14 protein-coding genes are annotated in these 15,328 nt (G+C 37.5%); 6 read left to right on the forward strand and 8 right to left on the reverse strand.

Translation table 11 applies throughout. The annotated features are described in order from the left end of the window. The first annotated feature begins 521 nt into the window (after nucleotides 1-521). A complete protein-coding gene (locus AC27GZ_RS11705) occupies nucleotides 522-3,650 on the forward strand; it encodes a S8 family serine peptidase (protein WP_487095271.1) in 3,129 nt (1,042 codons plus the stop codon). Between the two features lie 457 nt (nucleotides 3,651-4,107). Here AC27GZ_RS11705 and AC27GZ_RS11710 read toward each other — a convergent pair whose 3' ends face one another. Next, nucleotides 4,108-4,632: a PEP-CTERM sorting domain-containing protein gene (locus AC27GZ_RS11710; RefSeq protein WP_487095272.1), complete on the reverse strand. Its 525-nt coding sequence runs from the start codon at nucleotides 4,630-4,632 to the stop codon at nucleotides 4,108-4,110. Nucleotides 4,633-4,833: 201 nt separating this feature from the next. Continuing rightward, nucleotides 4,834-5,616: a CDP-diacylglycerol--serine O-phosphatidyltransferase gene (gene pssA / locus AC27GZ_RS11715; protein WP_487095273.1), complete on the reverse strand. Its 783-nt coding sequence runs from the start codon at nucleotides 5,614-5,616 to the stop codon at nucleotides 4,834-4,836. A gap of 118 nt (nucleotides 5,617-5,734) precedes the next feature. Between pssA and AC27GZ_RS11720 the strand changes: the two genes are divergently transcribed. Continuing rightward, nucleotides 5,735-6,193, forward strand: coding sequence for a DUF4124 domain-containing protein (locus tag AC27GZ_RS11720; RefSeq protein ID WP_487095275.1), 459 nt, complete (start codon nucleotides 5,735-5,737; stop codon nucleotides 6,191-6,193). Nucleotides 6,194-6,305: 112 nt separating this feature from the next. On the opposite strand, the gene clpB is transcribed toward AC27GZ_RS11720, so the two are convergent. From clpB to rluD, 3 genes are all read right to left on the reverse strand, one after another. After that, a complete protein-coding gene (gene clpB, locus AC27GZ_RS11725; RefSeq protein WP_487095276.1) occupies nucleotides 6,306-8,876 on the reverse strand; it encodes an ATP-dependent chaperone ClpB in 2,571 nt (856 codons plus the stop codon). Between the two features lie 110 nt (nucleotides 8,877-8,986). Next, a complete protein-coding gene (pgeF, locus tag AC27GZ_RS11730; RefSeq protein ID WP_487095278.1) occupies nucleotides 8,987-9,793 on the reverse strand; it encodes a peptidoglycan editing factor PgeF in 807 nt (268 codons plus the stop codon). 1 nt (nucleotide 9,794) lies between these two features. Then, complete coding sequence (rluD, locus tag AC27GZ_RS11735; protein ID WP_487095279.1) at nucleotides 9,795-10,769, reverse strand: 23S rRNA pseudouridine(1911/1915/1917) synthase RluD; 975 nt, start codon at nucleotides 10,767-10,769, stop codon at nucleotides 9,795-9,797. 179 nt (nucleotides 10,770-10,948) lie between these two features. On the opposite strand from rluD, the gene AC27GZ_RS11740 reads away from it, so the two are divergent. Continuing rightward, complete coding sequence (locus tag AC27GZ_RS11740; protein WP_487095280.1) at nucleotides 10,949-11,710, forward strand: outer membrane protein assembly factor BamD; 762 nt, start codon at nucleotides 10,949-10,951, stop codon at nucleotides 11,708-11,710. Between the two features lie 62 nt (nucleotides 11,711-11,772). Here AC27GZ_RS11740 and AC27GZ_RS11745 read toward each other — a convergent pair whose 3' ends face one another. Continuing rightward, on the reverse strand, nucleotides 11,773-12,111 hold the full coding sequence (locus AC27GZ_RS11745) for a P-II family nitrogen regulator (protein WP_487095281.1): 339 nt from the start codon (nucleotides 12,109-12,111) through the stop codon (nucleotides 11,773-11,775). Nucleotides 12,112-12,244: 133 nt separating this feature from the next. On the opposite strand from AC27GZ_RS11745, the gene nadE reads away from it, so the two are divergent. The 3 genes from nadE (at nucleotide 12,245) to AC27GZ_RS11760 (ending at nucleotide 14,516) form a co-directional block, all read left to right on the forward strand. After that, nucleotides 12,245-13,075: an ammonia-dependent NAD(+) synthetase gene (nadE, locus tag AC27GZ_RS11750; RefSeq protein ID WP_487095283.1), complete on the forward strand. Its 831-nt coding sequence runs from the start codon at nucleotides 12,245-12,247 to the stop codon at nucleotides 13,073-13,075. A 109-nt stretch (nucleotides 13,076-13,184) separates the two neighbouring features. Beyond that, nucleotides 13,185-13,808 (forward strand): GspH/FimT family pseudopilin, encoded by a 624-nt coding sequence (locus AC27GZ_RS11755; RefSeq protein ID WP_487095285.1) that lies wholly within the window; start codon nucleotides 13,185-13,187, stop codon nucleotides 13,806-13,808. Between the two features lie 96 nt (nucleotides 13,809-13,904). After that, nucleotides 13,905-14,516 carry a GspH/FimT family pseudopilin gene (locus AC27GZ_RS11760; RefSeq protein WP_487095286.1) on the forward strand — a complete coding sequence of 204 codons (612 nt, stop codon included), beginning with the start codon at nucleotides 13,905-13,907 and terminating at the stop codon, nucleotides 14,514-14,516. Between the two features lie 74 nt (nucleotides 14,517-14,590). Here AC27GZ_RS11760 and AC27GZ_RS11765 read toward each other — a convergent pair whose 3' ends face one another. Both AC27GZ_RS11765 and AC27GZ_RS11770 read right to left on the reverse strand, forming a co-directional pair. Then, nucleotides 14,591-14,914, reverse strand: coding sequence for a TapY2 family type IVa secretion system protein (locus AC27GZ_RS11765; protein WP_487095287.1), 324 nt, complete (start codon nucleotides 14,912-14,914; stop codon nucleotides 14,591-14,593). A gap of 1 nt (nucleotide 14,915) precedes the next feature. Further along, nucleotides 14,916-15,320: a type IV pilin protein gene (locus AC27GZ_RS11770; protein ID WP_487095289.1), complete on the reverse strand. Its 405-nt coding sequence runs from the start codon at nucleotides 15,318-15,320 to the stop codon at nucleotides 14,916-14,918. Between the last annotated feature and the right edge of the window lie 8 nt (nucleotides 15,321-15,328).

Consider the following 15,328-nt stretch of genomic DNA (forward strand, 5'->3'; position numbering starts at 1 on the left):
CTTTATCAAAGGATCAAGCTTTATTTTATAACTTTTATTTGTTCGAAGAATAATTGAACTATGTGTTGCTATATCCAACAACAAACCAACAACAAACCAACAAAAGTATTGATACCATTTGTTCTGTCAGATTATTTTACACATTTCAGGATGTCCTGTTCCGAATAATATATTGTATCTTATAAAAAGCCGCCTTAACCTTTGAATTTAAATTGGTATATTCAAATGTTTGCCAAAATAGATTCATTTTTGTTTACTTTATTTTTATTTTATTATTTTTAATATGTAAAAAATATTTACATATTTATTACATTTACAAATATTCCCCACCACCTTTAATTCCTTTATTTATTTACTCATCACTTACAACCACAAGCCGTTGTTAACATAAAATCAACATAATTATAACAAGGGCATTATTATTGCTTGTAAATATCGTCTCGCTTAATTAGCCGAGTATTTAGTTCTTCAAAATAATTCAGCTACATATAGTGATGAAATAACAATAAACGGAGATAAATATGCAATTCAAAAGATCCATTCTAGGAAGCCTCATTACCGTTGCAATTACAGCTGGTAGCTCTACAGCCATAATAGCCAACGAAGTAAGTGGTGATTCAAGTAAGTTCAAGAGTACAGGAAGTGTTTTACAGTCAAAACAAAAAGCCTCAACTTATATTATTCAAATGAAAGGTAACACCGCAATCGCTCAAGCTGAACTACTAGGGGAGTTACTACCTTCCAATCAGTTAGTTGCGAATACTGGTAATCGTTACAATGCTAAAACACCCGCGATACTTGCATATACTAAAGCTATGGAAAACAAACAAAAACAAGTAGCAGGAAGTATAGGTTCAATAAATATTATTCATTCTTTTAAACATACTTATAATGGTTTTACAGCCAAATTAAATGCGAAACAAAAGCAACAACTAGAGAGCCACCCTGAAGTTATAGGTGTATGGGAAGATAAACTTGAATCGATTAGTACATCTAATACTCCTGAATTCCTTGGTTTAACCGGCCCTGGTGGCCAGCATACTTCAGATATAAAAGGTGAAGATGTAATTATTGGTGTTATAGATACAGGTATTTGGCCTGAAAATCCAAGTTTTGAGGATGATGGTTCTTATTCTGATCCTGCAAGTATAGGCTGGCAGGGTACTTGTGAAACTGGTACTGATGAAGAGTTTTCTTGTAATAATAAACTCATTGGTGCTAGATATTTTGATTCTAGTTTTAAAGCTTCTTACGAAATTCAATATGATTTAGGTGAGTTTGATTCACCTCGTGACGCTGACGGTCATGGCAGTCATACGGCAAGTACGGCTGGTGGTAATGAAAGTGTATCGGCTGTTTTATCAGGATTCCCTGCTGGCACTGTTTCAGGAATAGCTCCTCGTGCACGTATTGCAGCTTATAAGGCATGTTGGAACAGTGATTATGTTAGCCCTGAAGGCGTAAACGAACGTGGTTGTTTCTACGGTGATACCATGGCAGCTATAGACGCTGCTGTAACTGATGGTGTTGACATTATTAATTATTCAATTGGCGGAAGTCTAACCGATTTAACTATTCCCCCTACGGCATCCATGCTTAATGCAGCCGCTGTAGGAGTTTTTGTTTCAGTGTCTGCTGGTAATAGTGGCCCTGATGCTGAAACGGTTGGAACCCCAGCTCCATGGGTGACGAGTGTTGCTGCTTCAACATACAATGGGACTTCTATTCTGTTTGGAAACGAATTACAAATTGATAGTGGCGATTTAACTGGCAATACAATGCTATCTATCCCTGCGGGCTTTGCTCCCGATGGTATAGGGTTAAGCGGCGATTTAGCTTTGGCTGAACCTCTTGAAGCCTGTAATGAAGATCCTTTGACTAATGCTGATGACTTGAATGGGAAAATTGTCGTTATTGCACGTGGAACTTGCGCATTTACTGAAAAGTTCATTAATGCACAAAATGCTGGTGCCGTAGGGGTAATTATTTATACCTATGATGGCACATCACCTTTTGAAATGGGTGGTTCTGATCCTGCTGTTGCAATTCCTGGCTCTATGGTTTCACATAATGATGGCATTGCTCTCGCCGAAAATATTTCAGGTACATCAGTAACTTTCACTGATATCTTTACTTCTGATGAGGCTGAAGAAATTGGGAATATGATGGCATCATTTTCATCTCGAGGGCCTAATTTAAATACTTACGATATCATTAAGCCAGACATCACTGCGCCTGGTGTAAGAATATTAGCTGCTACTACTTCTGCACCAATGTTTGGTGCGCAAGGGGAAACCTTTAAATATCTGCAAGGTACTTCAATGTCTAGCCCGCACATCGCTGGTTTAGCAGCATTATTTAAAGATTCAAATAGTTCATGGACTCCTGCTCAAATAAAATCAGCATTGATGACAACAGCTCGTCAAGACTTAACCAAAGAAGATGGTATTACTCCAGCTGATCCATTTGATTTTGGCTCAGGTCATGCAGACCCTGTATCAGCATTAGATCCAGGTTTGTTGTTTAATACTGAATTAGCGGATTACTTAGCCTTCTTATGTGGCCAAGACGAAGATGCATTTGTTTCAGCCTATGGCGTTAGTTGTGCTGATTTAAGTGGTGCCGGTTTTACAACTGATGCAAGCCAGTTAAACTTACCTTCAATTGCGATTGCAGAATTACTTCAAACTGAAACGGTATACAGAACAGTAACCAATGCGACAGATATAGCTTCTTCTTATATAGCTTCTATTGAAGCTCCTTTAGGTTTTGAAGTATCTATAAACACTTTTGATGCTTCAGGCGTTGAAACTGATGGTAGTACTTTAGATGTTGAAGCGAGTGGTAGTGCAAGCTTTGGAGTTACTTTTACCCAAACTGAGGATGCTGAAGTTAACAGTTGGGCTTTTGGTGCAATAACTTGGACTGATGCAGCAGGCCATTCAGTTCGTATTCCACTAGCAATAAAAGCCATTCCAACCATGAAAATTGATGTACCAGAAGCTATATCAGGTGAACTACGTCGTGGTCGCTACCGCTTCCCTGTACAGATGCTGTATTCAGGTAAAACATCTATTGATTATGCTGGTTTAGTAGCACCTTTCGGCGTTGCAGGCGGTGTTGAGCAAGATCCTGATTCAAGCTTTAGTTTTAATGAAGCTGGTTTAGGTACACATTTCTTCCACATCCCAGAGGGTACCAAAGTAGCTCGCTTTAGCCTAGTAGATGGCTTAGTTGGTGATGGCTCAGGTGCAGCAGATCTAGATATGTATGTATACCGTTGTGATCAATGGTTATGTACGCTAGTAGACTACTCATTTAATGCCGCTTCAAATGAAAATGTTATCCTGGTTAATCCTGAAGGGAGAAGTAACATTGATGTTGGTGATGTGTATTTAGTGTGGGTACATGGATATAACACTGCGGGTGTTAGTCCATTAGATTACACTATGTTAGGTTGGGTAGCTGAGGGAGCTGACAGTTCAACTCGTATCATCTCTAGTCCTAGAGCAATCAACGGACGTTACAATTTTACGACTGTTCTAACCCGTGGTTTAACACCAGGCGTTGTATACATGGGTGGTGTAACTTACTATAACAATGAAGGTGATGCTGAAGGTACTACAGTACTTGAATTAGTTAACCCTTAATTTAACAATTATTAGCTCGACTAATAGCATTATCAAAGCCACCTTCGGGTGGCTTTTTATTCTCTTCAATAGCTTTTGAACTAACAAAATCTTAATGAGTAACCTCTTCAAATTGCATGAATTTCAACCAGCTAAAGATTAATAATTAACAATCTCTATAATTCTTTTTTGTTAGCATTAAGGGAAAGAGCTACACAACCGCAACTTTAATACAGCTGTGATACTAAAATAGTAACTAGCCAAATTAGTTAAAGAAGAAATAGTACAATATTCTTAACAAAAACTACTTCGTCTGCGTAGCTCTAGTATGCCCAAGATTACCTTGTGGTTTGTGGTTTGTGGTTTGTGGTTTGTGGTTTGTGGTTTGTGGTTTGTGGTTTGTGGTTTGTAAGAAAGGCAAAAAAAAGACCTTACCTAAGTAAAGTCTTGTTTAGAATCTACTTTGTAGCTTAGGAGATTATTTATTAATCTTACGGCGATTAGCGAAAGCTAATAAACCAGTAAGTAATAAAATTAAAGCACTAGGTTCTGGAACAACAGTAACATCACCAAATGCTAAAGCACCGGCATTATATAAATCCTCATCAACAGTATAAAACGAGTAAGTTATACTATCATCAGGAAATGCAGCATCGATGTACCCTGCAAAAGAATAAAAACCAAATAGCATGACGTCAAAATCTAAAGACTGAATACCCGCGTACCAATCAGTTGGATCTACAACGGCTGAAAAAAAGTTCCAATCAGGATCGAAAGGGTCCATTTCATAACCATAAAAACTAAACGACTCCCAATTACCAACGGAATCAAATTCATCTAAATTATCAACGTTTATGGTTACATGACCAATTGAAACAAATTCTTCAACATCATCAAAGATAGTATCGAAAAGTATTTCTTGTGAGATTAATGTTGCATTTGATACACCAGAAGCGAATAGAGAAAAGACTAAAACAACGCGTAAAGCTAATTTATTTAACATGTTACTTCCTATTTTATTTGTTATTAATTTTTAACTGCAAAAAAATTGCGACAGTAAGATAAAGCAATAACTATTCCTACATTTTTTTTACATTAAAAACCAATAAGTTAACATTTGTCACCAATAAAAATAACAATTTTATAACATTCCAAACTGTAAGTGTAAAAAAATACGACACTTAGTAAAGGTAAAGCAACTCAATTAATCTTTATTAAAGTCAGCATCATGTTTGTCATCACCAACTACATGTTCTAATTTTATTTGCTTAACTGATCTGAACGTTGTCACTGGGCCAGAGCAAGCATAAAGTACAAATATCCCCATTAATAGTTCAGCTGGACTTGAGGCAACAATTACAAACACTAAGACAATAAGAAGCACTGCAATAAAGTTGACTTTTCCTTTCCAATCAACTTCTTTGAAACTGTTATACCTAAAATTACTTACCATGAGTAAACCACTAATAATGGTAATTACACCTACAATATAGCCATAGTCATGTCCATTAAGTTGATATTCACTTCCAACCCAAATAGTGCTTGCGATAACACCAGCAGCTGCAGGGCTAGCTAAACCTTGAAAATAACGTTTATCGGCGCTACCTACTTGTGTATTAAAACGTGCTAATCTTAAAGCGGCAGCTGCTACAAAGACAAAAGCGGCCAACCAACCAAACTTCCCTAAATCTGAAAGAGCCCAATTATAAGCAACAATGCCAGGAGCTATACCGAAAGAAACCATATCTGCCATAGAGTCGTACTCTGCACCAAATTCGCTTTGCGTATTGGTCATTCTGGCAACCCTACCATCTAAACCGTCGAAAATCATTGCGATAAAAATCGCAATAGCGGCACTTTCAAAGTGCCCATTCATTGAAGAAACTACTGCATAAAAGCCTGAAAAAAGTCCTGCTGTAGTTAATAAATTAGGAAGTAAATAGATTCCTTTATTGTTTGCATTATCTGCATTTTGTTTATTTGTCATAATTTATTTATTATAAAAAGAAAAAACTAATTGAATATCTTGCTAATTTACCATAAGTTGAAATTAGAGGTATAGTGCTCTTATACTTAAGTTATTCATTTGCAATAAAGGAACTTATATGAATATTCGCCATTCAGCTCCCATACTTATTCTGGCTGCTGTGATTTTTAGCACGAATGTCATAGCCAAAAACATTGCCATCTACCGCTGGGTCGATGAAAATAATGTTGTCCATTTCAGCCAGCACCAGCCTATGGACGATAAATACTCACAATTAACCACCTTTGCAACCTACGAAGCAAAAGACACGACACAAACGCAGCAACCAGATACGGCATTATCGGTTCGTGAGCAAATAGAGCAACACGAAAAGCACCAAGCCGAAATAGATGAAAAGAATAAAGAAATTGCCGAAACTAACTGTAAAGCGGCTCAAATGAATATGAAAATGTTGAACTCTTTTGATCAAGTGATGATTAAAGATGCCGAAGGAAAAAACCGAATATTAACGGATAAAGAGAAAAAAGAACAAATTGCGCTAAGTAAAAAGCATACAGATCTTTACTGTAAAAGCTAACCCTTTCAATAAGTAACTTATAGTCATTAGGTTAAGTATTTCAATGGGTATAACTTTAAAAAGCCATCAACTTCATGAAGTTGATGGCTTTTTTCTTACTATTTTTTAGTCATCAATTAAAAACTAAGCTGTCGCCATCTACATCAAGATGTATTTGAGTACCTGGTCTGTAATCACCTGCCAGTAGCTTTTGAGCTAATGGATTTTCAAGTCCTTGCTGTATTGCACGTTTTAATGGTCTAGCTCCAAAAACAGGATCAAAACCAGCTTGAGCTATCAAAGCCAATGCCTGTTGACTCACTTTTAGCTCTAAATCTTGTTCAGCTAAACGCGCTGACAAACTTTGTATTTGTATCTTAGCGATTTTTTCAATTTGCTGTTCAGCTAATGGATGGAATACTACGGATTCATCTACACGGTTAATAAACTCAGGTTTAAACTGATGAGATACTTCTGCCATCACCTGCGCTTTCATTTGTTGATAATGACTTTCTCCACTTAATTCCTGAATAATGTCAGAGCCAATATTCGAGGTCATGATAATCACGGTATTTTTAAAATCTACCGTACGACCTTGACCATCTGTTAAGCGACCATCATCAAGCACTTGTAGTAAAATATTAAACACATCACCGTGAGCCTTCTCTATTTCATCCAATAAAATAACCGAGTAAGGCTTTCTACGTACCGCTTCTGTTAAATAACCACCTTCTTCATACCCTACATAACCAGGAGGAGCACCAACTAACCGAGCGACTGAATGTTTTTCCATAAATTCAGACATATCAATACGAATAAGGGAGTCTTCACTGTCAAATAAAAAGTAAGCCAGTGCTTTGGTTAACTCAGTTTTACCTACACCTGTTGGTCCTAAAAACATAAAAGAGCCAATAGGTTGATTCGGATCAGCTAAGCCCGCTCGCGAACGCCTGATAGCATTAGATACGGAAGTTACCGCCTCTGTTTGACCAATCACACGTTGATGTAATTCATCTTCCATGTGTAATAATTTATCACGCTCTTGCTCAAGCATTTTTGCCACAGGAATACCTGTAGCGCGACTTAACACATCGGCAATTTCAACATCAGTTACCTTGTTAGCCAATAAGCTCATATCCTGCATTTCCGCTTGACTGGCCAGATCTAGTTGCTTTTCTAACTCAGGCAATTTACCGTATTGCAGCTCTGACATACGATTTAAATCACCATTTCGTCGTGCTGCTTCTAAATCAATACGTGCTTGCTCTAATTCCTCTTTAATCGTTTGTGTTCCATATAATGCCGCTTTTTCAGTGGTCCACACCTCATCTAACTCATCATACTGTTGTTGTTTCTCACGAATTTTGTCTGAAATTTCGGCTAAACGCTTTTTAGAAGCATCATCAGAATCTTTTTCTAACGCTTTTTGCTCTAATTTTAATTGGATTAAACGGCGCTCCAACCTATCGAGATCTTCAGGCTTTGAATCCATCTGTAAACGAATACTTGAAGCCGCCTCATCAATTAAATCGATTGCTTTATCAGGAAGTTGTCTATCACTAATATAACGATGAGACAAAGTCGCAGCAGCAACAATAGCGGGATCGGTAATATTCACCGAGTGATGAAGCTCATAACGTTCTTTTAAACCACGTAATATCGCCACTGTATCTTCAACTGTAGGCTCATCCACCAATACTTTTTGAAAACGGCGCTCTAATGCAGCATCTTTTTCAATATATTGACGATATTCATCTAACGTTGTTGCGCCGACACAATGTAAATCACCTCGAGCAAGTGCAGGCTTTAACATATTACCAGCATCCATAGCGCCGTCGGTTTTTCCTGCCCCAACCATAGTGTGTAATTCATCAATAAATAGAATAATCTGCCCTTCTTCTTGGGCAAGTTCATTCAGAACGGCTTTCAAACGTTCCTCAAATTCACCACGATACTTAGCACCAGCAACTAATGCGCCCATATCTAATGATAAAACTCGTTTATTTTTCAAACCTTCAGGTACTTCATGATCAACAATACGCTGAGCAAGTCCTTCAACAATAGCTGTTTTACCCACACCCGGCTGACCAATTAAAACAGGATTATTTTTTGTCCGACGTTGTAAAACTTGTAAAGTTCGACGTATTTCATCATCTCGACCAATCACGGGATCAAGCTTTCCCTGCTCTGCACGCTCGGTTAAATCAACGGTAAATTTTTGAAGTGCTTGACGAACGTCTTCGGCATTTTGATCCTCAACTTTTTGACCGCCTCTAATATGCTCAATTGCCGCTTTAACTCGCTCTGTATTTGCTCCCAAAGAGGTTAAAATTTTGCCAAGCGCCCCTTTGTCATCAATGGCAGCCAACAAGAACATTTCAGATGAAATATATTTATCTGACATTTTCTGCGCCTGCTTGTCGCAAAGGTTCAGTAGTTTTCCTGAGGCTGAAGAAAGCTGAACATCGCCATCATGATCAGATATTTGTGCTAATGAATCTAACCCCTGTTCGACTTTCATTCGCAATGTATGAACGTCAATACCGGCACTTTTTAATAACGGAATAATTGAGTTGCCATTTTGATTTAGCAAGGCCATCATCAAGTGTAATGGCTCAATAAACTGATGGTCTCGTCCCAAGGCTAATGATTGTGCATCAGCAATAGATTCTTGAAAAGACTGGGTAAATCGATCTAAACGCATAAACTTTCTCCTGCCATGTTACTGGTCTTATGAATTACTTTACTTAATAGATTAGGACGAAGGTGGTATTTTTCAATAGAAAGGTAACTACTGTTTTGATTTATCACAAATTATCGAATACAAATTAAACTTGCCATTCGCCCAGTAACAGCATTTTTTCGATAAGAATAATATTTAGTCGGTTGAGAAAAAGTACATTCAGGTAAAGTATTTATACTGCTAACACCTAATTGAGTAAGCTGTATTTTGGCAATAGCGTGCAAATTGGCGAGGTATTTACCTTTACCATGCTCTATAAATGCATGGGTAAATAATGAGTTTTGAGCAATAAACGCCGCTTTGACTTCCTCACCAACTTCAAAAGCTGAAGGACCAATACAAGGCCCTAACCAAGCACAAATATCACTGGTCTGAGTCTTCATTTTTGCTATGGTATGACGAATAATATTGCCCGCTAAAGGGCGCCAGCCACCATGTATGGCAGCAACTTCATCCCCTTGCTTTGAAGACAATAAAATAGGTAGGCAATCTGCAGTCATGATGGCTAAACAAATGTTTGCTTTATCCGTAATAGAAGCATCAGCCACAATAGGCTTTGGGCTAACATCAGTGACATTAACAACTTCACATCCGTGAACTTGATCCAACCATTGAATTTTTGAATTGTAAGGTAAAAAAGCGTGTAATTGTTGACGATTTTTTTGAACTTGCTCAGCAACGTCACCTACATGAAGACCTAGATTAAAGTGCTGATAGGGAGAGTCAGTTTGCACACATTCATTAACAGGAGATAAACGTGTTGTTTGTATCGCCAATACTTTTTCATCTATAGCAGCATAACGCTCAGATAAAAGCGCTGACGTTGCAAAACTAACCGACTCAATAGCCGAGTCTGTTAGCTGATTTTTACTATGCAAATTAGTATTCTTCTTCGGCATTTAGTTTAGTGTCTTGCTGCAAGACTTTGACTAATTCTACAAAGTCCGCAGGTAAATCCGCATGCCAAGTCATTAACTCCCCTGTAATAGGGTGATATAAAGACAACATTGCAGCATGCAAAGCTTGGCGTTTAAAACTACGCAGCATAGCCAACAATTCAGGGGTGGCATTTTTCGGGGGTCTAGGTCTACCACCATAAACAGGATCACCCACTAATGGATGAGTAATATGTGCCATATGCACACGAATTTGGTGAGTTCGTCCTGTTTCAAGGCGTAAACGCAAACGTGTGTGCAGCCGATATTTTTCCAACACTCGATAATGAGTGACAGATGGACGGCCTGAAAAGGTAACCGCCATATGAGTACGTTTTGTGGCATGTCGACCTATGGGTTCGTCAACAACTCCGCCAGCAGTCATTAAGCCATTTGTAATAGCTTCATATTCACGCGTAATCTCTCGCAACTGTAATGCTTCAACCAAGTTTGTTTGCGCAGCGATTGTTTTGGCTACCACCATTAAACCAGTGGTATCTTTATCAAGTCGATGCACAATACCTGCACGAGGTACCACATCTAATTCTGGGCAATGATGTAATAGTGCATTTAATACTGTGCCATCAGGATTGCCAGCACCAGGGTGAACTACCAGCCCTGCAGGTTTATTGATAACTAAAATATCATCATCTTCGTAAACAATATTTAGCGGGATATCTTGTGCTTCAAAGCGCTCTTCAGATTCAACTTCTGCATTGATAGCGATTACTTCTCCGCCATACATTTTTTCGCGTGCACGTGTTAAAACTTCACCATTCACCGTCACACTACCCGCCAAAATCCACTCTTTTAAACGTGAGCGTGAATAATCAGGAAACATTTGCGCGATTGTTTGGTCTAACCGTTTACCTAAACATGATTCAGGAACGGTATCTTTATGTTGAATAATTTCAGCCATTAAACTCTCTTTCAATTTTTAACAGTGTGCAAGTCATTGTGCTAGCGAAAGTGCTAGGTTAGAATGCTTGTTATCATTGTTGCACCACAAGTATATGAGTTCATTTTACCCTTTTTATTAGGGGCTTTCATACTTATTTAATTTCAAATATCGTATATATAGGCTTAACTGCAAAATCTATGGAAAAATTAACAATAAAAATATTACTCACTGTATTAGCATTTTCATTAACGGCTTGTTCTTCTTCTGATAGTGATGAGCTAGATAAAGTACCAGACAAATCAGCACAAGCTTTATTTACTGACGCAAGAACCTCGCTAGATAACGGTTTATACCAAAAAGCAATTCAAATACTCAGTGCGATAGATTCTCGCTTTCCTTTTGGACCTATATCTCATCAAGTACAACTTGATTTAATTTATGCTTATTACAAGGTCGGCGATGCAGATCAAGGTATAGCGTTAACGGACAGATTCCTACGTTTAAATCCTAACAATCCTAATATTGATTATGTGTATTACATGCGCGCTTTAATCAATTTAACGACTGAAGAAAACTTGTTTCAGGATATGGCAGGCATAGATAGATCGGATAGAGATCCTACCGCTGCACGCGATGCTTTTAATGATTTTAGACGTATTATTACCGACTACCCTGACAGTAAATATGCGGCGGATGCACGTAAACGTATGATTGCTATTAAATCACGTTTAGCAAAATATGAAATTGCTGTTGCTAAGTTTTATTTAAAACGTGAAGCTTATGCTTCGGCGGCAAATAGAGGGCGTTATGTAGTTGAATATTTTGCCCCAAGCCCTGAGGTTGAGCCGGCGTTAGAAATTATGATTGAATGCTATGATGAGCTAGGTTTAACTGATTTAAAGAAAAATGCACTGCAAGTGCTGGCCGCAAACTACCCTAATAATTCCTTAGTGAACTAAAAAGGTTTTAATCTTTATCAAAGTAGCGAGTTATGAGCCTATAACTCGCTACTAACAATTAGTTATATTGCCTCTTGGTCTTCTTCTGAGGTTCTGATACGAATAACACGCTCAACATCAGTTACAAATATTTTACCATCACCAATTTTTCCAGTTTGTGCTGAATCAATAATCGCAGTAACACAGCGCTCAACATCTTCTTTAGCTATAACTATTTCTACTTTTACTTTAGGTAAGAAATCTACCATGTATTCTGCACCACGATAAAGCTCTGTATGACCTTTCTGTCTACCAAAACCTTTAACTTCAGAAACTGTCATACCTGTTACACCAATTTCTCCAAGTGCTTCTCTCACATCATCCATTTTGAAAGGTTTGATTATGGCTTCTATTTTTTTCATCGTAATTCTCTGTTTAGGCATTAATATTTAGTATTACAGCCTGTTTAACGTCAATTATCAATATCCAACTAGGCTTTTATTTTGTTAAACTAATGTTTTAATCGTATTTCACCTAATCACCTAAGGGAGCTTTATGGATCCGCAAACAATCATTGATGAAATGAAAGTGAAACCCGAAATTGATGTTCAATTTGAAATAAAACGCCGCGTAGACTTTATCAAGAAAACCTTAAAGCAATCTGGATTAAAAAATCTAGTGCTTGGCATCAGTGGCGGGGTTGATTCTTCAACATGTGGACGCTTAGCGCAACTCGCTGTTAATGAATTAAACAGTGAAAGTGAAGAAAATTATCAATTTATAGCAGTTCGTTTACCTTTTGATGTACAAGCCGATGAAGATGATGCGCAACAAGCCATCAGTTTTATTCAACCAAGTCATTGTGTAACAACTAATGTACTAGATGGCGTAACTGGCATTAATAATGAAGTACTTTCAGCGCTTGATGATGCAAACTTGTTATCAGCTAGTAAAGCTCAAATTGATTTCTCTAAAGGCAATGTTAAAGCACGCACTAGAATGGTCACTCAATATCATATTGCCGGTATTTTAGGTGGTTTAGTCATAGGTACAGATCATAGTGCTGAAAATATCACTGGCTTTTTTACTAAATGGGGTGATGGTGCTTGCGATTTAGCACCACTTTTTGGTTTATCGAAACGACAAGTAAGAATGCTCGCTGCTTCATTAGGCGCTCCAGCTATTCTTATAGACAAAGCACCAACGGCAGATTTGGAAGATTTAAAGCCAGGTAAAACCGATGAAGATGCTTTAGGGATTAGTTATAATGAACTTGATGACTTCCTTGAAGGCAAGGCGGTAAGCGAAGATATTCAAGCCCATATTATTGATATATATTTAAAGACCCAACACAAGCGTCAACCAATTCCAACAATTTATGATTAAGCCAATTCATGATTAAATCTTAGTGTAAGGCTAACAAGATTGTTGTATTCAAATTAATTAGCATAAAGTAGAAAAATCCATTTTTATTGACTATACCTAGGAATCAAGGATGTTAACTAAAAATGGATTTTTTATGTTTAATGCTAAACTAACTGCCCCACTACGCCTTTCTCTATTAAAAGCTAAAGCTTTCACGCTTATAGAGTTAATGGTCGCAATTACCATCACGTCTATTCTTGCAACGCTTGCTGTCTTTAATTTTGATAAGTTTATTGTACAAATGCGTGTAGATAATGAAATATCGCAATTGTACAGAGCAATACTGTTGACTAGAAATAGTGCCATTAATGCCGGTTATAACGCTATATTATGCCCATTAGATATTAGTGCTCAATGTACAACGCAATGGCAAAATGATTTAACTGTCTTTATCGATATAAATAATAATAAACAGTTTGATAGTAATGAGGGGGAAACCATTGTTAGTATCAAGGACGCTATAGCAGAAGGCGATAGACTCCTATATGGAAAAGGTAGGAATAAAATAACCTTTCAACCCACTGGGAAATTGAGTGGTTTAGCCAATGGCACGTTCAGGTATTGTCCTAAAACTCATCAACAAAATGCCCGAGGTATTATTGTTGCTCGCTCGGGTAGGGTTTACCAATCAAGTGATCTTAATAATGATGGTGTAGATGAAAATAGAAACTACCAACAAATCTCTTGTGATTAAATCTATATTGATGTGTTCAAAAAACAAGCACTAGCAGCTTGAGTGATAAAATGCTATAAAGTATAAAATTCCAAGCAGTATTTAGTGGGTTATATCATGGCTAACATTCAAGTAAAACAGCATATCAAAATGCCTCCAAATTCCTCTCAGGTACATAAAAGCAAAGGCTTTACTTTAGTTGAAGTAATGGTTGCTATTGCGGTAGTTGCTATTCTTTCTGCGATTGCTTTACCCAGTTTGAATAACTTTATAATACAAATGCGCGTTGATAATGAAATTACTGAAATGCAACGTTTACTATTAACAGCAAGAAATATGGCAATCAATACGGGGAAAAATACCACCGTATGCCCACTAACTAATGGTACTTGTACAACCAACTGGCACAATGAAATAAGTGTTTTTACCAATGATTCAAATGATGTTTCAACCAATAATGCCTACGCTGCCCCCGATGAATTGATTAAAATAAAAGAAGCTATTAAAACCGGCGATAAGCTTCAATTTGCTAATACTAGTGTTATTTATAGACCTTCAGGGCAATTAGCTACAGCAAGTGGCACATTCAATTATTGCCCCAAAGGTGAAGCAGATGAGTCAAGAGGGATTGACCTTTCAATCTCAGGACGAAGCTACTTAAGCTCTGATACAGATGGTGATGGTAAAGATGAAAACAGAAGTGGTAATGAGATTGCCTGTAGTACTTAAGATCGAGCAATTGGGTGAAGAAGTCAATTTTATAGCTCTTCACCCTTCACCTTATACTTATGGAAGTATCACAACTACCGAGCTGTTTCACCATCAAATGATTTTGCTTTACTACCCGTAAAATTATCGTCTAATAAAGCACATTCATGGGTTTTAAAAATACTCGCTTTTTGCTTTGTACCAGTTAACTGAACTTGCCTACCTACAATTGCTTTTGGTAAACCTGAGAGTTTTTTGGCTGGAATATTCCAAAATGTCACCATCTCTCCACCGCCCGCTAATTCAACGAAACATTTAGCATCTACTGTTTTCTTCTGATGGGAAGAAGGCTTAGCTTCCACATAAACACTCAATGCTGCTAATAAAGTTAACGGTAGTACTTTAATGAAGCTTTTCATACTATTTCTCCCAACAGGCCGCAGGAGCTTTAACTCCTAACTCATTAATTGTTAACGAAGTACAGCCAGTATCACTAGCCTGACTCCCTTTTGCATCAGCGGTTAATGTAAAAGATGTCGCACTAGATGCAGTAACCGTAATACTATAATTTTCTGAATCTGTGATATAAGGGTTAGCTAAACCCAACTTAGAGGTATCTGAGCCATAAGATCTTGAATCTACAAACAATTGCTCTTGCAAATTTGCCAAACGCATCAGTTCTCTTTGCCCTTCACTTCTATTAGAACGTTTGACATATTCAGTATAAGAAGGGTAAGCAATACCTGCTAAAATACCCACAATAGCAACAGTGATCAATAACTCGATTAAACTAAAACCCTGTGTTTTACCTTGCTTTTTATCCATACGAAATC

Source organism: Colwellia sp. SU-HH00943 (assembly GCF_057546125.1).

Excerpts from the sequence above, each read along its gene's own strand:
- AC27GZ_RS11705 (WP_487095271.1), top strand. The coding sequence starts at position 522 with ATGCAATTCAAAAGATCCATTCTAGGAAGCCTCATTACCGTTGCAATT.
- AC27GZ_RS11710 (WP_487095272.1), bottom strand. The coding sequence starts at position 4,632 with ATGTTAAATAAATTAGCTTTACGCGTTGTTTTAGTCTTTTCTCTATTC.
- pssA (WP_487095273.1), bottom strand. The coding sequence starts at position 5,616 with ATGACAAATAAACAAAATGCAGATAATGCAAACAATAAAGGAATCTAT.
- AC27GZ_RS11720 (WP_487095275.1), top strand. The coding sequence starts at position 5,735 with ATGAATATTCGCCATTCAGCTCCCATACTTATTCTGGCTGCTGTGATT.
- clpB (WP_487095276.1), bottom strand. The coding sequence starts at position 8,876 with ATGCGTTTAGATCGATTTACCCAGTCTTTTCAAGAATCTATTGCTGAT.
- rluD (WP_487095279.1), bottom strand. The coding sequence starts at position 10,769 with ATGGCTGAAATTATTCAACATAAAGATACCGTTCCTGAATCATGTTTA.
- AC27GZ_RS11740 (WP_487095280.1), top strand. The coding sequence starts at position 10,949 with ATGGAAAAATTAACAATAAAAATATTACTCACTGTATTAGCATTTTCA.
- AC27GZ_RS11745 (WP_487095281.1), bottom strand. The coding sequence starts at position 12,111 with ATGAAAAAAATAGAAGCCATAATCAAACCTTTCAAAATGGATGATGTG.
- nadE (WP_487095283.1), top strand. The coding sequence starts at position 12,245 with ATGGATCCGCAAACAATCATTGATGAAATGAAAGTGAAACCCGAAATT.
- AC27GZ_RS11755 (WP_487095285.1), top strand. The coding sequence starts at position 13,185 with ATGTTAACTAAAAATGGATTTTTTATGTTTAATGCTAAACTAACTGCC.
- AC27GZ_RS11760 (WP_487095286.1), top strand. The coding sequence starts at position 13,905 with ATGGCTAACATTCAAGTAAAACAGCATATCAAAATGCCTCCAAATTCC.
- AC27GZ_RS11765 (WP_487095287.1), bottom strand. The coding sequence starts at position 14,914 with ATGAAAAGCTTCATTAAAGTACTACCGTTAACTTTATTAGCAGCATTG.
- AC27GZ_RS11770 (WP_487095289.1), bottom strand. The coding sequence starts at position 15,320 with ATGGATAAAAAGCAAGGTAAAACACAGGGTTTTAGTTTAATCGAGTTA.